At 68.8% G+C, this 20062-nt stretch carries 23 protein-coding genes and 1 pseudogene; 3 read left to right on the plus strand and 21 right to left on the minus strand.

All coding sequences use genetic code 11. From position 1 onward, the window contains the following. Window positions 1–6: 6 nt before the first annotated feature. The 9 genes from NVV57_01040 to NVV57_01080 form a co-directional block, all read right to left on the minus strand. Window positions 7–939, minus strand: coding sequence for a tyrosine recombinase XerC (locus tag NVV57_01040; GenBank protein MCR6711343.1), 933 nt, complete (start codon window positions 937–939; stop codon window positions 7–9). A 98-nt stretch (window positions 940–1037) separates the two neighbouring features. Beyond that, entirely contained in the window at window positions 1038–2207 is a 1170-nt protein-coding gene (gene dprA, locus NVV57_01045; protein ID MCR6711344.1) for a DNA-processing protein DprA, read from the minus strand. Beyond that, on the minus strand, window positions 2204–3715 hold the full coding sequence (locus NVV57_01050) for a YifB family Mg chelatase-like AAA ATPase (protein ID MCR6711345.1): 1512 nt from the start codon (window positions 3713–3715) through the stop codon (window positions 2204–2206). Before NVV57_01050 ends, dprA begins: the two co-directional genes overlap by 4 nt. Then, window positions 3712–4068 (minus strand): YraN family protein, encoded by a 357-nt coding sequence (locus NVV57_01055; GenBank protein ID MCR6711346.1) that lies wholly within the window; start codon window positions 4066–4068, stop codon window positions 3712–3714. The genes NVV57_01050 and NVV57_01055 overlap by 4 nt, the downstream gene beginning before the upstream one ends. 119 nt (window positions 4069–4187) lie before the next feature. After that, window positions 4188–5393 (minus strand): MFS transporter, encoded by a 1206-nt coding sequence (locus tag NVV57_01060; GenBank protein MCR6711347.1) that lies wholly within the window; start codon window positions 5391–5393, stop codon window positions 4188–4190. Between the two features lie 82 nt (window positions 5394–5475). Further along, window positions 5476–6081, minus strand: a complete 606-nt coding sequence (locus NVV57_01065) for a helix-turn-helix domain-containing protein (GenBank protein MCR6711348.1) — start codon at window positions 6079–6081, stop codon at window positions 5476–5478. A 475-nt stretch (window positions 6082–6556) separates the two neighbouring features. Further along, the gene (locus NVV57_01070) at window positions 6557–8254 is read right to left on the minus strand and encodes an MFS transporter (protein MCR6711349.1); all 1698 of its coding nucleotides are present in this window, start codon (window positions 8252–8254) and stop codon (window positions 6557–6559) included. Between the two features lie 51 nt (window positions 8255–8305). After that, a complete protein-coding gene (locus NVV57_01075) occupies window positions 8306–8944 on the minus strand; it encodes a TetR/AcrR family transcriptional regulator (protein ID MCR6711350.1) in 639 nt (212 codons plus the stop codon). A gap of 55 nt (window positions 8945–8999) precedes the next feature. Continuing rightward, window positions 9000–9326 carry a DUF2469 domain-containing protein gene (locus NVV57_01080; protein MCR6711351.1) on the minus strand — a complete coding sequence of 109 codons (327 nt, stop codon included), beginning with the start codon at window positions 9324–9326 and terminating at the stop codon, window positions 9000–9002. A 53-nt stretch (window positions 9327–9379) separates the two neighbouring features. On the opposite strand from NVV57_01080, the gene NVV57_01085 reads away from it, so the two are divergent. Continuing rightward, on the plus strand, window positions 9380–10153 hold the full coding sequence (locus NVV57_01085; GenBank protein ID MCR6711352.1) for a hypothetical protein: 774 nt from the start codon (window positions 9380–9382) through the stop codon (window positions 10151–10153). On the opposite strand, the pseudogene NVV57_01090 reads toward NVV57_01085, so the two are convergent. The 6 genes and pseudogenes from NVV57_01090 to rimM all read right to left on the minus strand — a co-directional run bounded on the left by NVV57_01090 (window position 10150) and on the right by rimM (window position 14301). Next, window positions 10150–10781, minus strand: a pseudogene (locus NVV57_01090) (ribonuclease HII). The gene NVV57_01085 and the pseudogene NVV57_01090 overlap by 4 nt on opposite strands. A 24-nt stretch (window positions 10782–10805) precedes the next feature. Continuing rightward, complete coding sequence (gene lepB / locus NVV57_01095) at window positions 10806–11480, minus strand: signal peptidase I (GenBank protein MCR6711353.1); 675 nt, start codon at window positions 11478–11480, stop codon at window positions 10806–10808. Between the two features lie 79 nt (window positions 11481–11559). Beyond that, window positions 11560–11907 (minus strand): 50S ribosomal protein L19, encoded by a 348-nt coding sequence (rplS, locus tag NVV57_01100; protein ID MCR6711354.1) that lies wholly within the window; start codon window positions 11905–11907, stop codon window positions 11560–11562. 169 nt (window positions 11908–12076) lie between these two features. Beyond that, window positions 12077–12802: a hypothetical protein gene (locus tag NVV57_01105; GenBank protein MCR6711355.1), complete on the minus strand. Its 726-nt coding sequence runs from the start codon at window positions 12800–12802 to the stop codon at window positions 12077–12079. A gap of 309 nt (window positions 12803–13111) precedes the next feature. Next, window positions 13112–13792 carry a tRNA (guanosine(37)-N1)-methyltransferase TrmD gene (gene trmD, locus NVV57_01110; protein MCR6711356.1) on the minus strand — a complete coding sequence of 227 codons (681 nt, stop codon included), beginning with the start codon at window positions 13790–13792 and terminating at the stop codon, window positions 13112–13114. Then, window positions 13789–14301, minus strand: a complete 513-nt coding sequence (gene rimM, locus NVV57_01115; protein ID MCR6711357.1) for a ribosome maturation factor RimM — start codon at window positions 14299–14301, stop codon at window positions 13789–13791. The genes trmD and rimM overlap by 4 nt, the downstream gene beginning before the upstream one ends. Window positions 14302–14357: 56 nt before the next feature. On the opposite strand from rimM, the gene NVV57_01120 reads away from it, so the two are divergent. Continuing rightward, a complete protein-coding gene (locus tag NVV57_01120) occupies window positions 14358–14843 on the plus strand; it encodes a hypothetical protein (protein ID MCR6711358.1) in 486 nt (161 codons plus the stop codon). Further along, entirely contained in the window at window positions 14840–15337 is a 498-nt protein-coding gene (locus NVV57_01125) for a hypothetical protein (GenBank protein ID MCR6711359.1), read from the plus strand. The genes NVV57_01120 and NVV57_01125 overlap by 4 nt, the downstream gene beginning before the upstream one ends. 65 nt (window positions 15338–15402) lie before the next feature. Here NVV57_01125 and NVV57_01130 read toward each other — a convergent pair whose 3' ends face one another. The 6 genes from NVV57_01130 to NVV57_01155 form a co-directional block, all read right to left on the minus strand. Continuing rightward, on the minus strand, window positions 15403–15633 hold the full coding sequence (locus NVV57_01130) for a KH domain-containing protein (protein MCR6711360.1): 231 nt from the start codon (window positions 15631–15633) through the stop codon (window positions 15403–15405). Beyond that, window positions 15634–16230: a 30S ribosomal protein S16 gene (gene rpsP, locus NVV57_01135; protein ID MCR6711361.1), complete on the minus strand. Its 597-nt coding sequence runs from the start codon at window positions 16228–16230 to the stop codon at window positions 15634–15636. Window positions 16231–16366: 136 nt separating this feature from the next. Then, window positions 16367–17140 (minus strand): FAD:protein FMN transferase, encoded by a 774-nt coding sequence (locus NVV57_01140; protein MCR6711362.1) that lies wholly within the window; start codon window positions 17138–17140, stop codon window positions 16367–16369. 10 nt (window positions 17141–17150) lie between these two features. Beyond that, entirely contained in the window at window positions 17151–17564 is a 414-nt protein-coding gene (locus tag NVV57_01145; protein ID MCR6711363.1) for an FMN-binding protein, read from the minus strand. Between the two features lie 2 nt (window positions 17565–17566). Next, window positions 17567–18919: a ferric reductase-like transmembrane domain-containing protein gene (locus NVV57_01150; GenBank protein MCR6711364.1), complete on the minus strand. Its 1353-nt coding sequence runs from the start codon at window positions 18917–18919 to the stop codon at window positions 17567–17569. A 63-nt stretch (window positions 18920–18982) separates the two neighbouring features. Beyond that, window positions 18983–20017, minus strand: coding sequence for an amidohydrolase family protein (locus tag NVV57_01155; protein ID MCR6711365.1), 1035 nt, complete (start codon window positions 20015–20017; stop codon window positions 18983–18985). Window positions 20018–20062: the final 45 nt, after the last annotated feature.

Genomic DNA, 20062 nt, shown 5'->3' on the forward strand with positions numbered 1-20062 from the left:
TCTCCCTCAGGCTCGCGGGTGGGCCAACTGGTAGGTCGCCCGCAGTCGTTCGGCGGACACGTGGGTGTAGCGCTGGGTGGTGGTGAGGCTTGCGTGGCCAAGGACCTCTTGGACCGAGCGAAGATCTGAGCCACCCGTCAGCAGGTGAGTGGCGGCCGTGTGGCGCAGTCCGTGGGGGGCGATGTCGTCGATGCCGGCGAGCCGGCACAGGTTGTGGATCGCGGCGCGGACCTGACGCTGGTCCACGCGGTGTCCCCGCTGGCCCAGGAACAGCGCGGCGTCCGTGGCCGGTCGCGCAAGCTGTGGGCGTCCGCGAGAGAGCCACTCGAGCACGGCTCGCTTCGCCGGGACGCCGAACGGGACCACTCGCTCCTTCGCGCCCTTGCCGAGCACGCGCACGAGCCGTTGGTCGAGGTTCACGTCGCGAACGTCGAGGCCCGCAAGCTCGCCGACGCGCATTCCCGTCGCGTACAGGAGTTCCGCGACGGCCCAGTCCCGCAGGTGGATCGGGTCGGAGTCATCGCTGCGACGCTCGGCGGCCTCGAGGAGCGTCACCACGTCGTCGGGTGAGATGACGGTGGGGACGGTCACCGTCGGCTTTGCGGACGCCAGGCGAAGCGCCGGGTTGGAGCCCACGCGACCCGTGTCCGCCGCCCACGAGAAGAAGGCGCGGCACGCGGCGCCGCGGCGGGCCAGCGTGGTGCGCGATAGCCCGTCGGTGGACATCGCCGCGAGCCAGCCGCGCAGGTCCGCGAGCGTGGTCGCGGTGAGGGCGTCATCGATGCCCATTGCCTCGCCCGAAACCGCGGCCACATAGGCCGCGAGGTGCATGAGGTCGCCGTGGTAGGCGCGCACGGTGTTTTCCGAGAGTCCGCGCTGGTGGCGCAGGTACCTCTCGAAGTCGACGAGCATCCCGCTCGTCATAACCGTGGATGACATGGGCACAATCTGGCACCGTCACACCAGTCAAATCAATACCTTCAGTCACATTTGTCACATGAATCACAGGAGTAACGCGATTTCTGGGGTATTTTGTCCTAGTTTGTGGAAGTTTTGTTTCGACGCCACACTCCACCGACCTGGCTCGCCTTGCCCTCGAGCTCGAGTCCCGCGAGAGCCGCAATCGCCTCGCCGATCCCCAATCCCGCACCCCGCGCGATGTCCTCGACCCTCGAGCCTCGCGCCGCGATCGCGTCAAAGGCGGCCCGTTCGCCCGGCCCGCCGAAGCCCTCCCCCACCGTGACCTCGTCATCTGGACCGATGGGTCCGGCAAGCTCGATGACATGGCTCGCGTCCGTCACGAGGATCGCGAGCCCGTCCCGGATCAGCCGGTGGCACCCTTGCGAGCTGACTGACGTGACCGGGCCCGGAACGGCGCCGACGACGCGACCCCACTCGAGAGCGTGATTCACGGTGTTGAGCGCCCCGGAGCGCATCGCCGCCTCCACGACGCACGTGGTCGCAGCCGCGGCGATGAGGCGGTTGCGCGCGAGGAAGCGCGAACGGTGCGGCGCAAACCCGACGGGGACCTCGCTGAACACGACGCCCGTCTCGAGCACGGCCCCAAGCAGGTCTGTGTGACCGGCGGGGTATAGACGGTCGACCCCGCCGGCCATTACCGCGACCGTTGGAGTCGCCCCCGTCAGCGCGGCCCTGTGCGCTGCAGCGTCGATCCCATACGCGCCCCCAGACACGACGCACCAGCCCTTGTCGCTGAGACCGCCCGAAATCTCCGCTGCCATGTGCTCGCCGTACCCGGTCGACGCACGCGACCCAACAACCGCCACCGAGCGGTCGAGGAGGGCGCGCAGGTCTCCCCCTCCGCGCACCCACAGCGCGTACGGCGCCCTAGCGCCGAGGTCGTCGAGGCGCGAAGGCCACTCGTCGTCCTCACGAGTCACGACCCGCGCGCCGACTGCTCGCGCCCGCCGCACGTGCCCTGCCGGGTCCGCATCATCGAGCCTGGCGATCCATCGCTCCGCGGCCGCGACCGCCTTGTCGAGCGTCGCCACCGGCGCGAGCGGCGCCAGGCGCATCGTGGCGGCCACGGGGTCCGCGGCGGCGTCGCGGACCCATGCGAGCGCGGCGCTCGCGCCGAGTTCCGCGACAAGCCACGAGGCCACGGCGTCGGCGCCCTCCGCGATCGCGCTCCACGCGACGAGCGCCGCTCGCTCCTCGCCTCCCATCGCGTCATCAAGCGTGCTCACTGGCCACCCCTGTTCCTCAACCCGAGCGCCTCAAGCACCTGTCCCGGTCCGGGAGCCGGAGTCCCCGCAAGATCGGCGATCGACCACGCGACGCGCAGCGAGCGATCCAGCCCGCGCGCCGATACCTCGCCGTTGTCGAGTGACCTCTGGGCAACCTCAAGGGATCTGCCAGGGGTGTTGGCGCGGAGCCAGCGCGCGCCCACCTGCGCGTTGATGCTCCAGCCCGTGCCTGCGAGACGCTCGCGTGCCGCGGCACGGGCCCGGCCAACGCGTTCCGCGACGGCCGCCGTCGCCTCACCCTCCGTGGCCCCACGCCTCACGGGTGCCACGTCGATGCGGATGTCGATGCGGTCGAGGAGCGGGCCAGAGAGCCGCGCCAAGTACCGGCGCTCCTGGATGGGCGAGCACGTGCAGCGGACGCCTCGTACTCCCTTGTTGCCGCAAGGGCACGGGTTCGCCGCCAGCACCAGCTGGAATCGGGCGGGGTAGCGAGCGGCACCGTGCGCGCGGTGCAGCACGATCTCGCCGGACTCGAGTGGCTGGCGCAGTGTGTCGAGCACGCGCGCGGGGAACTCGGGCGCCTCGTCCAGGAAAAGCACCCCGGCGTGGGCGCGGCTGATGGCGCCGGGCCGCGCGAGCATCGAGCCCCCGCCGACGATCGCGGCCGCGGACGCCGAGTGATGCGGCGCCTCAAAGGGCGGCCTGACCATCAGCCCGGCACTCGGATCGAAGGTCCCGCACAGGGAGTGCACGCCCGTCACCGTCACCGCGTCGTCAACATCCAGGTCCGGCAGCAGTCCGGACATGCGATTCGCGAGCATCGTCTTGCCCACACCGGGCGCCCCCACCATGAAGAGGTGATGGCCGCCGGCAGCCGCGACCTCGAGGGCGCGCCTCGCCCCCTCTTGCCCGCGGACGTCGCTCATGTCCCCAGGCGGAGGCCCTACCGAAACCGCAGGAGCCGCACCGCCGACCGCAACAGGTGCGAGCACAGCGTGCTCGTTGCCCAGGAGCCGCGCGAGTTCGCCGAGAGAGCTCACGGCCGTCACGCGAGCCCCCTCGACGAGCCTCGCCTCCGCGGCGTTCCCCTCGGGAACCACCACTGCAGAGAATCCGGCGGCCGCCGCCGCCGCCACGGCGGGCAGCACGCCCCGAACGGGACGGACGGCCCCGTCCAGCCCAAGCTCGCCCAGGTAGACGGCCCGCGCGGCGGCCTTGGCCTCCACCTGACCGGCCGCGGCGAGGATTGCCACCGCGATCGCGAGGTCTGTGGTCGACCCCGTCTTGGGAAGGGACGCCGGCGAGAGATTCACGGTGATGCGCCTGATGGGCCACTCGAGCCCCGACGACGCCACCGCGGCGCGAACGCGATCGCGAGACTCCTGGAGCGAAGCGTCGGGCAGGCCCACGATGGTGAACCCGGGAAGCGCGGCCGCGAGGTGCGCCTCCACGTCCACGACGTGCCCCGCGAGACCGGCGAGCGCGATCGCCCGCGCGCGCCCGATCACCCGACGCCCCGCAGGTGCTCAACCACGGCGGCACCGGATCGCGGCAGCGTCACCGCGCACACGTCGATGCGGATCTCGCGGAAGCGACGGTCCTGAGCGGCGAGCCACGCGCCGACGAGCCTGCGCAGTCGGCCCAGCTTCGCCGCGGTCACGGCCTCTTGCGGAGAGCCGAACTGCGCGCTGCGACGCGTCTTCACCTCCACCGCAACGAGGCACTCGCCGTCGACCGCGACGATGTCGAGCTCCCCCATGGGGCACCGCCAGTTGCGCGCGAGCACCTCCCAGCCGTGCTCCTCGAGCAGGCGAGCGACCACGCGCTCCCCGTGCCTGCCGATCTCATCCTTGGCCGCCATCGCCACCTCCACCGCCCAAGCGTGGGGCGGTGGAGGGTTCGGCGTTGCGGGCCGACGCTGGATCTGGGGATAGCGCCAGCCTCACCCTTGGCTGGGGACGCGGGTTGGGCGGCAGCGCCTCAGGCGACCACGGCCTCGGTGACGTCGGCAGCCGGCTCAGCCGGAGCGTCGACCGGGAAGTGCTTGTCTGCCTGGAGCAGCAGGCGAGCTCCGCCAATCGTGACAACGACGGATACGACGCCGCCGACGATGTATGGCAGCTGCAGGTCCACCTTGGCGATCCACCCGCCGGCGAGCACTGCGAGCGGCATGAGGCTCCAGGCGAAGGTCCGGATCGAGCCGATTGCGCGGCCGAGCATGTGCCCAGGGATGATCGCCTGGCGGAGTGAGCCCCACGGAACGTTCCACATCGAGACGCCGGCCGCGCTCAGGCCATAGGCGACGGTCGCGAGCCACGCGTTCGGGGCGAACCCAACGCCCACGAGGCCAACGCCTGCGATCATCGACGCCCACAGCATCGTGTGCCCGCGGCCGAACTTCTTCACGCTCGCACCGGCAAGGAGGGACCCTGCGACCGCGCCGATGCCGATCCCTGCAGTCACCACGCCGAACCATTGGGCCTTGATGGCGAACCGGTCCAGGTACAGCAGAGCCGTCACGGCCTGCGCAAGCGCGAAGGCGGTGCCGATCGCGGTGGTGAACAGCACGAGCGAGCGCAGGTAGCGGTGGTGCCACACGAAGCCAACGGCCTCCTTGAGCGGCACAGGATCCACGAGCTCGCCAGACTCGTGCCGGCTCTTCGCTGCGGCCACCGGGAGGGTCAGCACTAGCAGCGCGGCGATCGCATACCCGGCCCCGCCGACGATCATCGGCAGGATGACCGCGATCGAGTACAGCACGCCGGAAATCGGCGTGGCCACGAACATGTCGACGCCGGTCTGAGCCGCCTGGATCATCCCGTTCGCCTTGTCGAGCCCCTCCTTCTTGACCAGCGACGGCGTGATGGCGGTTGTCGCGTTGTCGAAGAGGGTCTCGCCAAGGCCGAAGACTACGGTCGCGATCGCGAGCACCGCGATCGTCACGTTGTCGCTCGCGATGCACAGGGCCACACCCGCGGCGGCGACGAGGCGCGCCGCGTTGGCGATCGCCATCGCGTAGCGCCTGTCGATGCGGTCGACGATCATGCCTGCTGGCACGCCGAACAGCAGCCACGGCACGTACATGAGAGCACCCAGCAACGCGATCGCCATCGGATCCTTGGTGAGCGCAACGGCCGCGAGCGGGATCGCGAGACGGGCGATGCCGTCGGCCAGGTTTGACGTCATGGCGGCGCCCCATAGGCGCCCAAAGGCGCCTCAAGCCCGGCCGACGCCGTGGTTGACTCGGGCCCCTGCGTTGCCTCGGTTGTCATGATTCCTCCTCCGGTTCGGGCGCGCCGACCAGCGGGAACCCGTTGTATTGCAGTACGACCGCACGCGCGCCGGGCACGGTGCCGCGGTCGCGGTAGTTGTCGAGAATGGCGTCGATCGCCTTGGCGATCTCCGCGTTGACCGCGCCGAGCTCCTCGGCGGTGAGGGACGCGCGCGCGGTCATCAGCGTGGACGAGTTCACCCACTCGGGGCCGAACTCCCTGTCTCCGCGACGGATGAAGTTGTCGACGTGACGAAACCGCTGCTCCGTCATCTGACGGACCACGAGCGTGCCTGCCTCGTACTCGGCGGACCCGAGCTCGAAGTCGGTGGGGTTCATCGTCACGCCTCCCCTGGGGACGCGCCAGTAGCGCTCCTTGGCGGTTCCGCGATCGGTGTCCTCCTCGATGAAGCCATGGCGCGCGAGCTGCCGCAAGTGGTAGCTCGTGGCGCCCGAGGACTCGCCGAGCGCCTCCGCGAGCTGGCTCGCCGTGGCGGGACCGAGCATCGCGAGACGGTCGAACATGTCGACGCGGAGGGGGTGCGCAAGCGCCTTGAGGGAGGCCGCATCGACGATGCGTTCGGGGCGTTCAGGTTCGCTCATGGCACGAAAGTAGCATCGCAAAGCATTCTTTGCAAGAGTTTCTTTGCAAGTATTTCTTTGCGATGTGCCGATCTGCTCTCCCCGCGGCCCTCATGCGACACCGCCGCGGCCCTCCCCCGCTCTTCGCCCGACCTTCCGCCGACCTTCCCCCGACCTTCCGCCGCGGCCTGGAACCGGATCCGGGGCCAAGTGCGGCTCAGACAGGCGGAAATCGGTGCGGATCCGGTTCTCAGCCGCGGTCGGTCACGAAGCACCCACGCACAGGCCAGCGTCCCGCATCCCACCGCCCGGAATGGTGCCTGATGGTCACGAAGTCGGCGTTTGGCGACCACCACAGCCCATTTGAGGTCGCCACGCATGTCCACGTGAGCCACGACGCCGTGTGGGGGACCCCGCGGCTGCGATGCAGGGGCCCGCCCGGTCGCAAAACGGCCCCCGGAACCGAAGTTCCGGGGGCCGTTCGGGTCAAGCGGGACTATCGCTTGGTGCGCCGCGCGTTGGCGAGGGTGCCTTCCGAACCCTCACCGGCGTCGGCCGCTACCGCGCCGCTGACGCGGGCGCCGACCATGGCGAGTTCGCTCGTGTGCGCCTCCGCCTCGAGTTCTGCGAGGCTCGCGTGCTCCACCCCGAGCGTCTCAACGAGGGCCTCGCCCTCGTCGATCGTGGTCTTGAGCGGCACCTCGCGAACGAACACGAGCAGGATGCCGGCGATCACCGCGAGCGGCAGCATGATCAGGAAGACGGGTGCGAGCGCGTCGTTGTACGAGGCGACGATCACTTCGCGCACGGCGTCGGGGAGCTGCTTCACCGCGTCGGGGGTCAAGGCGTTGAGGTCACCCGCGCCGCCCGAGGCGTCACCGAGGCCGGAGAGGCGCTCGGTGAGCAGGCTCACGAGCCGAGTGGTGAACAGCGATCCCACCACGCCGGCACCGAGCGAGGCGCCGATCTGACGGAAGTAGTTGTTCGACGCGGTCGCGGTGCCGACCATGCGGATCGGGAACGTGTTCTGGACCACGAGCACCAGAATCTGCATCGACATGCCGAGCCCGATGCCCATCACTCCCAGGTAGACGCACACCATCCAGATGGGGTTGGTCGCGCTCATGGTGGACAGGAGCCCAAGGCTCACGGCGACGAACGCGGAGCCGATGATCGGGAGCCACTTGTAGCGGCCCGTGCGAGTCACGAACTGGCCGGCGAGCACAGACGTCACGAGCAGGCCACCCATCATCGGGATCATGAGGAACCCGGCGTGCGTGGGGTCCACGCCCGCGACCATCTGCAGGTATGTGGGCATGTAGCCGATCGCGCCGAACATCGCCACGCCGATCAGCAGGCCCGCGATCGTCACAAGGTTGAAGTTGAGCTTGCTGAACAGCATCAGCGGCATCACGGGCTCCGCGGCACGCCGCTCGACCGCGACGAACGCGATCGCGCCGATCACCGAGAACGCGATGAGGCCCAGGATCGTCGTCGAGCTCCACGCATACGTGCTGCCACCCCACACGGTGATGAGCACGATCGCCGTGGACACCGCGGCGAGCAGGGTCATGCCGGTGAAGTCGATGGGGCGCTTCTCGCGCTCGCGGTGCGGCAGGTGCAGGAACGCAAGCGCCGAGGCGATCGCGATGAGGCCGAGCGGAATGTTGATCCACAGGCACCAGCGCCAGCCGAGAGACTCGGTGAACCAGCCGCCGAGCAGCGGTCCGGCCACGGACGAGAACGCGAAGACGCCGCCCATGATGCCCACATAGCGGCCGCGCTCACGAGCGGGCACGACCTCGGCGATGATCGCCGTGGAGAGGATCATGAGGCCACCGCCGCCGAGGCCCTGAATGGCACGGCCGACGATGAGTTCCGCCATCCCGTTCGCGAGCGCGCCGACGACGGAGCCGACCATGAACAGGGCGATGGCCGCGATGAGCAGGCTCTTGCGGCCGATGAGGTCGCCCGCCTTGCCGTACAGGGGCATGACGATCGTGGAGCCAAGGATGTATGCGGTCGACACCCACAGCATGTGGCTGACGCCGTCGAGCTCGCCCACGATGGTGGGCAGCGCGATCGAGAAGATCGTGCTGCTGAGCGATGCGAGAAGCATCGCGGTAATGAGTCCAACGAAGATCAGCGCAATGTGCTGCTCCCCTTTGGGCGCCTTGAGTGAAGGCATGGACATGGATTGCGTCCTTCTACTTTCTTTACTGCCCGACGGTGGCCGGGGCTTTGACTAGACGAGTCGCCTGAGGCGCTCGATGGCTTGAGGAATGAGGTGGTCCGGATCGGCCGTGCCGTCGGATTCGATCCATCGATTGCCGACCACCTGCACGATGCCGAGCGCCGTGGCGAGCAGGACGGTCGCCTCGTCGTCGATCTCCGGGTCCGAGGCCGTCGGCTGCTCCTTGCGAAGACGCTCGCGAATGATCTTCACGTACTCGCCGCGGGTGGCGATGCTGCGGGCGAACGATTGGCTCGCGAGTGCAGGCTCGCGGAAGAAGAGCTCTCGGCGAAGGCGAATGAGGTGCAGGTTGGGCTCGCGGGCGAGGGCCGCATCCATGAGCATCGCGATGAAGCCTTCAAACGCGGGCTCGTCGCTGGCGACGTATGCGGCGACCGCCTCGGGAGTGGGCACGGGCTTGCCCACACCGAGCAGCGCGGCCTCGCGAGAGCCGAAGTAGTTGAAGAAGGTGCGCGCGGAGACCTCGCTCGCGGCGCAGATCTGGTCAACGGTGATGTGCTCGGAGCCGTGCTCGAGTGCGAGCTCGCACGCGGCGGTCTCCATGCGGATGCGGGTGCGCTCGCGCTTGGCCTCGCGGCCGGTCATGGCCTCTGGCGTCGCTGGGCGCGCTACTGTTTGCATAATCTGCATTTTTGCAGACTCTGCAAATTTAGTCAAGTTTTCGTGGGACCTTCGTCCCTCGCGGCTACCTCGATCGCAGCTGCCGGATGTCCGGCATCGAGTCGGGGTCGTGCGCGAGCTCCTCGATGTTGACGTCCTTGAACGTCACCACGCGCACGTTCTTCACGAGCCGCGCCGAGCGATACACGTCCCACACCCACGCGTCCGCCATGGTCACCTCGAAGTAGATGTCTCCCCCACTGGCCTTCACCTGGAGGTCGACCTTGTTCGCCAGATAGAACCGGCGCTCGGTCTCCACGACGTACTGGAACAGCCCGACCACGTCCCTGTACTCGCGGTACAGGGCCAGTTCGGCCTCGGTCTCGTAGTTTTCAAGGTCCTCGGAGCTCACGGCTCCATCCTAAGTCGGCTTGAGCATGCCCGACGCTGTGGCAGGGTCGTGCCATGACGCTCGACTTTGTGACGTGGCGGGATTCCGTCGTGGCCTCCCTCGCGGCGCGCGACGACGTGGTCGGCGTCGCCGGGCTCGGCTCCACGGCCGCCACCGAGCGCGCCGATGAGTTCTCCGACCTCGACCTGTTCATCATCGTCGCGCCCGGCGTGCACGATCGCTATCGGCACGAGCTGGACTGGCTGCCCAACGCCGAAGACGCGGTGCTGCACCTCGTCGAGTGGCACGGGGGCGGCAAGGTGCTGTTCCGGGACGGCCGCTTCATCGAGTGGGGAGTGGGAACTCCGGAAGAGGTCGGCACGTGGCTCGCGGGTGAAGGCGTCATCCTGTTCGATCGCGACGGCGACGCGGCGATGGCGCTCGCGAGCGCCCAGGCGAACCCCTACCCCGTCAATGTTGTGTCCGAGGCGGACGCGCTCGCCACGTTCCTCTTCGCGATCAACCAGGGCATGGGGCGCGTTCGCCGCGGCGAGCTCGTGAGCGGCGGCGACATCATCCGCTCGGAGGCGGTCGCGGCGCTGCTGCGAGCGGCGCGGTCCGGACTGAAGCCTGCCACCCCGGGCGCGTTGGATCCGATCGACGTCCGGCGACGAGTGGAGAGGGCCTTCCCCGCGCTCGCGAGCGCTATCGCCGCTGCGGTTGCGCGGGATCCAGAGCCAGCGGCGCGAGCCCTGCTCGCGGCGGCGCGGGACGCGTTCGGAGAGCGGCTCCCGGTCGGCGCAGTTGAGGCGGTCAGCGCCCGCTACGGCTGGCGGATCGAGCCCTAGACCGGCAGGTTCCACGACACGCGATGCAGCGGAGTGGGGCCAAGCCGCCGGAGCGCGTCGAGGTGCGCGGCCGCGCCGTAGCCCTTGTTGCCGTCCCAGCCGTAGTGCGGGTGCGAGTCGTGCGCCTCGCGCATCAGCGCATCGCGCTCCACCTTTGCCAGCACAGACGCCGCCGCGATCGAGGCGCACAGCGAGTCTCCCTTGATCACCATGGTGACGGGCGGCGTGGGCTGAGGCTCCGGATCCATGAGCGTGGGTGCGACCGTGAGCCAGTCGTGCTTGCCGTCGAGCAGCACGGCGTCCACGCTGCCAACGGCCGCGAGCGCGCGTAGCCCGGCCAGCCTCAGCGCGCCCACGATCCCGAACTCGTCGATCTCCCCAGGCGACGCATGGCCAACGGCGCGCGAAACGCCAAACTCAAACAGCGTCGGGCATAGGGCCTCGCGCTGGAGGCGGGTCAATTCCTTGGAATCCGCGAGGCCGTCCGGCCAGGTCTCGCACACGGTGACGGCAACGACGCCAACGGAGACGGGGCGGCGAGGGCGCCGCGCCCCACCTCGTCAATGCCCGCGACCACGCGCGCGCCCGCGTCCCACAGGGCGCGCTCGCGCTCGAGCGAAACGGTCACGACGTGGCTCCCACGCTGTCGAGACTACGACGAGGCGGTGGGAACCGGCGTCATCGTGGCGAGGTCGTCCTCGGACACGGCATCGGCGCCCCACGGGTTGCCCAGGCCGGTGAAGCGGTCGAACGGCCAGATGAGCGCGAAGGCGGTGCCGACCACGTTCTCGCGCGGCACGGTTCCGCCGCCCGGGGTGCCCATGTGGGCGCGAGAGTCTGCGGAGTTGTCGCGGTTGTCACCCATGACCCACAGGCGTCCCTGCGGCACGGCCACCGAGAAGGTGGTGCCGCACGGTCGCGAACCAGGCGCGATGTAGTCCTCGGTGATCTCCACGCCGTTGACCTTGACCTTGCCGTCGGGGTCGTCGCACTCGACGTGGTCCCCTGGAAGGCCGATGACGCGCTTGACGAGGTGCTCGCCCGCGTCCTCGGGGAGAAGTCCGGTGAACGTGAGGATCTCCTTGCCGATGAAGCGCAGGCTGCCGCCGTCCTCGGGGCTGTGGTCAAGCCACGCGCCGGGGTCCTTGAACACGACAATGTCGCCGCGGCGCAGTGGCAGCGGGTCCGGCCGCCACTTGGTCACGAGGATGCGGTCGCCGTAGACGAGCGTGGGCTCCATGGAGCCCGAAGGGATCCAGAACGACTGGAAGAAGAACGTCTTGATCAGGAAGGACAGCACCAGCGCACTGACCACCACGATCAGCACTTCCTTGGTGTACCCCCACAGGCGACGACCGGCGGAGACCCCAGGGGCCTCCGCCGGTGCGTCAGCGTCTGTGCTGATGTCAGTTCTCGCGCTTCTCGCGGATGCGAGCAGCCTTACCGCGCAGGCCGCGCAGGTAGTAGAGCTTGGCGCGGCGTACGTCGCCGCGGCTGACGAGCTCAACGTGGTCGATGGTGGGGGTGTGAACGGGGAACGTGCGCTCCACGCCAACGCCGAACGAGATCTTGCGCACCGTGAAGGTGGCGCCGATGCCCTGGCCCTGGCGGGCGATGACGATGCCCTGGAAGACCTGCACGCGGGAACGGTTGCCCTCGACGACCTTCACGTGCACCTTGACGGTGTCGCCGGCCCGGAAGTCCGGGATGTCGTCGCGGAGCTGGCCCGCGGTGATCGAGTCAAGCTTCTGCATGACGTAACTCCTCGCACACGCCACAGGTCCTGCGCGGCTCTGCCCTAAGGCTTCGTGAGTGATGGTGTTCCGTGAGTGAGTGCTCGACCCCCTGTGGCAGGCCGACGCTACGCAGACACCGAGGGTCTATTCTGCCACAACGGGCGCGGTTTTGCGTGCGTCGCTTCCGCTACTGGCCGAGGTACCCAGCGTTTTCAAGGCAGTCCGTGCCAGTGGCGATGGTTAGGTCGGCGTTCGCTCGCATGATCTCGTCGCGGGTCGCATCCGCTTCGAGCGGCTTGCCATTTCGGGAGAGGCACGACAGCGCGGCTTCCCTAAAGGGTGCAATGCTGTCCTCCAGTGTCTGCAAGGACGCGGGGCTGTTGAGGTACACATCTTCCACCGGAGCCCACCAAGCGTCGCGGCACGCCTGCGACGCCTTTCTCAGCGTCTCATCAGTTGCGTCTCCGGCCTGTACCCCCGCTGGAAACTGCTCGGACGTGCTGTACAAATCGAGACCAAACTGCTTGACCGGCACAAGCGTTGCCGCTATGCCCTCTTTCGCAACGCAGTCAACCCATGAGCGAGCCGCCTCCTGGTAGTCCGCATAGTCGACGGACCCCGTGTCCCGAATTCGAGTGAGCTGATCCACCACTTCCGCTGGTCTGCCAGGGGTTTGCAGTTCGTGTGCAGCCAATTCGGCGACTACGGGATCCCCAGCCGTGTTGTTGTCGCTGGGCGCTGAGCACCCAGCGACAACAAGACAGATGGCGATGACCGCTACGCCGAGTAGACCGCTGTGCTGCACGCCGCATCCGTCGAGGGGTTCTGAGTCCAGCCACTCATGTAGATCCTGCTTGTAGGCGGAGTTGGTGAGTAGGCGGTGGTTGTTTGGACGTTTGCGGACGTCGTCCACGTCAGAGGCGTGCCCTGAATAGGCGCGTAGAACGCAACGGCTGCTCGCGTGTAGTTAGTCGTTCCTGACGTGGACGAAGACGCTACCATCTTCGACCGCTCGAGGGTTGTGGCGGTGAGAGTGACGTGTCCCCACTTTGGTGGAGTGGTGACTTCATCATGGTGTACCCCCCTGGGTCACATCAGCGTGACCGGGCACCCGATGGGCACCCGATGGGCACCCGATGGGCACCCGATGGGCACCCGATGGGCACGTTACTCCCCATCCGCCGCGGGCGCATGGCGAACCCAGCCATAGGTGGCAGCGCGCCTACAAGAGCAGATCCGGCCTGCGCTCGCGCGTGCGAGTCAGCTGCTGCTCGGCCCGCCACTCGCCGATGCGAGCGTGGTGACCGCTCAGCAGAACGTCTGGCACGTCCAAACCCCGCCACGTGGCCGGGCGAGTGTACGAGGGGTACTCGAGGAGCCCGTCGGCATGGCTTTCCTCGACGATCGACTCGGCGTTCCCCATGAATCCGGGGATGAGACGGGTGATCGCCTCGATCATCGCGAACGCGGCCACCTCTCCCCCGTTGAGGACGTAGTCGCCGAGGCTCACCTCGAGCACCCGGAAGCCGCGGCTCGCAAAGTGCTCCGGCACGCGCGCGTCGATGCCCTCGTAGCGACCGCACGCGAAGACCAGCTGCTCCGCACGCGCCAGTTCCGCGGCCAGGGCCTGCGTGAACGGCACCCCCGCGGGGCTCGGGATGAGCAAGACGCCCTGCGCCGTGAGGACCTCGTCGAGCGCCTCGCCCCAGACGTCCGCCTTCATGACCATCCCGGCGCCGCCGCCGAATGGGGCGTCGTCCACGGTGTGGTGGACGTCGTGCGTCCAGCCACGGAGGTCGTGGACGTGGGTCTCCACGAGGGCGGCCGCGCGCGCCTTGCCCAGGAGGCTCACGTCGAGGACCCCGAAGAACTCGGGGAAGATCGTGATGACGTCGATCCTCATTCGACGTCCTCGCCTTCCAGCAGCCCGAACGGCGGTGTCACGATGACGCGACCATCCTCCACATCCACCTCGGGAACGAACGCCTCGATGAACGGGATCATGGCGCGGTGGCCGCTGGGCTCGCGGACAACGAGCACGTCGTGGGCGGGCATGTCGAGCAGGTCGACCACCTCGCCAACCTCGGTCCCGTCTGGCCGCACGGCCCGCAGGCCAACGAGCTCGTGGATGAACCACGCGCCCTCCTCATCCGAAGCCTCCGCGTCGATGACGAGCTCGGTGCCGCGCGCGTCCTCCGCGGCGGTACGGTCGCCGATCTCGGCGAAGGTGACAAACCAGCGTCCGTGCTGCTCCCGCACCTTCTCCACCGTGAGGCGCCCGACGCCGTCCCTCTCAGTCTGGAACGTCGCCCCTGGTATCAAGCGGGTTTCGGGAGTGTCGCTGCGAAGATCGAGCGTCACCTCGCCCTTGAGCCCGTGGGCCTTGCCGATGCGCGCGACTAACAGCCTCATGGCGGCAATTCTAGATTGTCCGCTCCCTGACCTTTCCAAGGGCTAGCGTGTGGCATATGAGCGAGCCTCAGGCGCCCATCGACGAGCGCAGCCGCCCCCTTGGAGTGACCGTCGTGCTCGCCCTCGTGTGGCTCGCCGCGTTCGGCGATCTGGTCGCGAGCATCTGGCTGCTCATCGTGTCGTTCGACAAGGCGCGCTTCGCGCTCGCGCCCGTTGGGGTCGAGTACGTGCGGTACTGGGCGCTCGTCGCGCTGCTCCTCGGCGTGCTCACGGCCTTGGTCGCGTACGGCCTTGGTCGCGGAAGCCAGTTCATGCGCGTGCTCACCATCCTGGTGATGTCTCTGCGCCTCGCCAACGCGGTGTGGGCCCTGGTCGCGATCCGCTACGTCACGGTGTGGCCGGCGGTGTTCGACGCCGCGATCGCCATCCTCGTCATCGCGCTGCTCAGCAGCGGCAGTGCCTCCGACTACTTCCGAGGGCGAACCCAGCCCTCCACCACCACAACCGGCTCGCACGAGCCGCTCAACCAGGAGGATCAATGACCGACGAGAACACCCCTTCGGAGCCCTTCGTCGAGCCGGTATCGGAACCACTCATGGGGTCGGCGACGACCTCACCCACGACCCCGAGCCCGCCTGCGTCCGTGCCGGGCACCAAGGCGGCCCGCCCAACGGACGTGGTGGTCGTCACCCTGCTCGCGCTCTTGGCCGGGGCCGGCGACGTCATCGCCGGCACGGCGTGGCTCATCGAGAAGGACTCGATTCCCGACAATGCCAAGTGGCTCGCGTGGGCGGCTCTGCTCATCGGGCTCGCCACGGTGGCGGTCGCGGCCCTGTTCTTCCAGGGCTCGGCGGTAGCGCGCTGGCTCATCGCGATCGTGATGTGCGTGCACATCGGCGTGCACATCGGCGCGTGGATCGCGATCGGGTCCGACGCTGCCGTGGCCGCGATGATCCAGATCCTGATCTCCGGCGTGGTGCTGCTCATGCTGTTCAGCCGCGAGACCACCAACTACCTCGCGGGCGCCAAGAAGTAGCGCCGCCCCAACAGCAGAGCGGCCCCGGACCGAAAGGTCCGGGGCCGCTCTCGCGTAAACGCCGGCTAGGCGACGTCGACGATGTTGACGCGCACTTCGTCGCGAGAGATCGCGTCGATCACGGTGCGAATCGCCTGCGCGGTGCGGCCACGACGGCCGATGACGCGCGGAAGGTCCTCCGGGTTCACCACCACGTTGAGCGTGGTGCCGCGGCGGCCCGAACGCTCGGTGACGCGCACGTCGTCCGGATTGCGGACGATGGACCGCACCAGGAACTCGAGCGCCTCGGTGACCACTTACTTCTCCTCGGAAGCGTCCTCGGCGGCCTCGGCGTCGGCCACGGCCTCGTCAGCGACGGCCTCCTCAGCGGGAGCCTCCTCGGCAACCTCAGCGTCGGCAACAACCTCAGCGTCGGCAACCTCAGCGTCGGCAACGACCTCAGCAGCAGCCTCGGCAGCGGCGGCCTCAGCGGCCTTCGCCTCAGCGGCGGCAGTAGCCTCAGCCTCGGCCTTGGCGGCGGCAGCAGCCTCGGACTTCGCGGCCTTGGCCTTCTCGGCGGCGTCGGCGTGGGCCTTGATGGCCTCCTCGGCGCTGACCTTCTCGCCCTTGACCTTGACGGTGTTCTTGGCACCCTTCTCGCCCTTGAAGGTCTGCCAGTCACCCGTGAGCTTCAGGAGCGCGGTCACCTGCTCGGTGGGCTGGGCGCCAACGCCGAGCCAGTACTGCGCGCGGTCCGAGTTGATCTCGATGACCGAAGGCTCCTCGGTGGGGTGGTACTTGCCGATCTCCTCGATCGCGCGGCCATCGCGCTTGGTGCGCGAGTCCATCACGACGACGCGGTAGAAGGGGGCACGCTTCTTGCCGAAGCGCTTCAAGCGAATCTTCACAGCCATGGCTGCATTCCTCGATTCCGGTATGAGCCGGCCACGAGTGTGGCCAGCAAGACGGGTGGCGACTTTCGCGCCAGCGGTCTATTGTGCCAGACCGCGCCCAGGGGTACCAACCCGCCGCCTCCGTCGATGCCCGACGCTATGGCCGGGGCGCGCGCGGCCAACCAGCGCTCGCGACGGCCTCGTAACCGCCCTGCGAGCGCCCCGACGTCACGATGAGCACCTCGAGTCCCGCGGCGACCGCCCGTTCCACGACCGGTCCGCCCCCGGCGCAGATCGCGGTGGCCCACGCGTCACACTCGACGAGGTCCGTGCCCGCGACCGACGCCTGCAGGAAGTGCCTCGCCGGCTCTCCCGTCACGGGATCCCAGATGTGGTTCGCCACCTGCGCGGACCCCGAGGTGGCCACGGCCGCAAACGCGCCGCCGATGAGGACCACGTCGAGCACCTTCGTTCCCGCGGGGTCGCCCTTCACCGCTGGGTCGGCAATTCCCACCGGCCACTCCCGGCCGTGCGCCACCACATCGCCCGACGCTGCCACCAGCCACGCAGGCACGCCGCCAAGGCGTTGGGTCGCCTTGGCAACGGCCCACGTCTTGACGATTCCCGTTGGGTCGATGACGCCGTCGGGGCGCTTGGCGTCGAATGCCCCGCCGGTCGCGATCCGATAGCTCTCGCACAGGCGCAACACCTCGATGACCTCGACCGGCATGTCGGCGAGAGTCGCCGTCCCATTCGCGAGTCGCGCCATAGGGGTGTCCGGGCGGAACAGCGAGAACAGGTCGTCCGCGCGGAGCAGCTCGCGGTGCATCCCATCGATTGCAGAGCGTGCGGCCGCTTCGCTCGCCACCCCGTCTAGCGTGATGTCGAACGCCATCGCCATGGCGCGCACGCGCGAGGTGACTGGGTTCACGACAGCAGTTTCATTGGGACAGCCCCGCGGCCTCGAAGGCTCCCTGGAGCGACTCGATGAAGGCCGGGCTCGTGAACGACGCGCCGGAGACGGCGGCGACGTCCCAGGTCTGCGCCTCGAGCACCTCGGCGCGGAACGCCGGGATCGCCATGCTGTTGACCGCGATCGAGTTGGGGTCCTGCGTTCCCGCCTGCAGGGCAATGACATCGGTGACCTTGCCGTCCACCACGGTGATCTGCGCCTGGTACGTGCCCCGCGCGTTGCTGACCGCGGGGCCTGCGAAGGTCTCGGCCCCGGACGCGGTGGCGCTCGGCTCGGCCGTAACCTCACCAGAGCTGACCGAGAGCGGCGGCGCGGCGGCGAAGCCGACGGCGACGATCGCGGCGCAGCCGCCGCCGATCACGAGCTTGTGAGACGTTCGCATCGCTACCACCCGAACCTCTCGCGGTGAATCGCCTCAGGCGCCACACCGGACGCGAGAGCGTCGGCCTCAACGGCGTCGGCCCATGCGGCGGGACCGCAGATGTACACGTCCCTGGCCGGCAGGTCGCTCACGAGGCTCGCGAGCTTGACGGGCTCCGCGACAGTTGACCAGCCGAAGCCGCGGGGCCCATAGAACTCGTGAACGCGGGCGCCGAGGGCGGCGGCGAGCGCGTGGACCTCGTCGCGAAGCGGCACCTGCTCCTCCGAGCTCGCGCGCAGCACGATGTCAACCGGCCCGGAGTGCGGCTCCTCGAGCATCGCCCTTAAGGGTGTGATGCCGATGCCCCCTGCCGCGTAGACCGCGCCGGGGCGCGTGCGAGCGGCGGACGTTAAGACGCCGAGCGGCCCCTCAAACAGCACGGGTGTACCGACAGGAAGCGAGGCGAGCGAGCGGCTGAAGTCGCCGCTCGCCCCCACGGTGATGCGCAGCGAGTCACCCGGCGCCGCAGAGAGCGAGAACGGGTGCGCCTCGCGCCAGTAGCCGGAAGCGAGGAACCGCCACAGCATGAACTGACCCGGCCGCGCGCCAAGCCCAGCGAGGCCGCGGCCGGTGATCACCACCGTCGTCGAGCCATCCGCGTTTGAGGTGACCTGCGAGACCACGGGGCGGAAGCGTCGGGCATAGAGCAGGGGCCGCGCGATGCGGAAGACGAACCACGCGCCGATCGCGACCACGTAGAGCGCCAGCCAGAACCACCACGCGAGCCCCTTGGAGCGGAACGTGGAGCCCTCGATGAACTGGTGCGGGATCACGAGCACTATTGCGAGGTAGACGAACAGATGGACCGTGTGCCAGGTCTCATACCGCCAGCGGCGGCGCACGATCAGCAGGCTCGTGACCACCACAAGCGTGAAGAATCCGAGGGCCGCCTGCGCGGCGACCATGAACCAGCCAAGGTCCCACATCGCGGGGATCTCGCTGAGCACGGACCGACCGTCGTAGTGCGCGGTCATGATGAGGATGAGCCCCGCGTGGACGAGCATCGCGATGAAGGCGACCTTGCCCATGAGGGTGTGCGTGACCGCCGCGCGGTCGTGCCCGAGCGTGCGCTCGATCCACGGGACGCGAGAGATGAGCAGGATCTGGTTCATGACGAGCACGGCGGCCACGAGTCCCGCGACCCTGCCGAGCGAGTACACGTAGTCGACCGGGGACAGGATCGTGAGGCCGCCCTCGGCGATGAAGAACGCGACGGCGGCGGCGCCCACCCACCACAGTGCCGCCACGAGGGCATCGGCCCGACGCTCGCGCAAGCGGGCGACGGGGTTACGTTCGGTCGTGGGGGCTGCGGCCATGGCTCATTGTGCCCGGTCGTCGTGTGCGCGCTGTGGCACGGCGGCGGATCTCTTCACGAACTCTTAAACGACGCGGAGGCCCCGAAGGATCACTGCCTTCGGCTCGGCGAGGGCGGCGACGTCTTTGCTGGGGTCGTTCTCGTACACGACGAGGTCCGCGCTCGCGCCCTCTTCGATCCCCGGGACGCCGAGGAACTCGCGGGCCCGCCAGCTCGCGGCCGCGAGCACATCGAGGGCCGGAATCCCCGCGCGCTGAAGTTCGAGGCACTCCGCGGGCAGCTCGCCGTGGCCGACCTCTCCCCCGGCGTCGGTGCCGATGAGCAGCTGGACGCCCGCCTCCCACATCGCGAGGACCTGCTCGTGCCGCCGCTCGAACATCGCGCGCATGCGGCGCGCGTACGCGGGGAATCTCGCCTCGCCCTGTGCCGCGAAGGCGGCGAAGTTGCCCACCTGCAGCAGCGTCGGAACCACTGGGACGCCCGCGGCGGCCGCGCGCGCCATGTGGTCCGCGGTCATGCCGGTGCCGTGCTCCAGGCAGTCGATGCCGGCGTCGAGCAGGTCGTCGATCGCCTCGGTGGAGAAGGTGTGCGCGGTGACGCGGGCGCCCTCTTCATGGGCTGCCGCCACGGCGTCCTTGAGCTCTTTGGCCGGCCACAGGGGCGTCAGGTCACCCGCGTCGCGGTCGATCCAGTCGGCGATGAGCTTGATCCAGCCGTCTCCCCTGCGGGCCTCTTCGGCGGCGACGCGGGGCAGGTCCCCTACCTCGATCTCGCGCGCGTAACCCTTGATGTAGCGCTTGGGGCGGGCAATGAACTGGCCCGCTCTGATGAGGCGCGGGGCGCTCGCGACGCCGTGAAGGAAGCCCGTGTCGACGGGAGAGCCGGGCTCGCGAATGAGGAGGGTGCCCGCATCGCGGTCCGCGTGGGCCTGCTTGAGAGTGAGCTCTTCGCCGAGCGGTCCCCCGCTGTCGAGTCCCACGTGGCAGTGCACGTCCACGAGCCCCGGCACGGCGAAGCCCTCGATGGTCTCGAAGGGTCCGTCATCGGGTCGCTCAAGGTGGATGACGCCGTCGGAGACCCAGGTCTCTCCGGTTACCAATAACGTGTTATGAGTAACGGAACCGACTATGTGGAACCTACTCAT

This window comes from Demequina sp. (assembly GCA_024707205.1).
GTDB lineage: Bacteria > Actinomycetota > Actinomycetes > Actinomycetales > Demequinaceae > Demequina.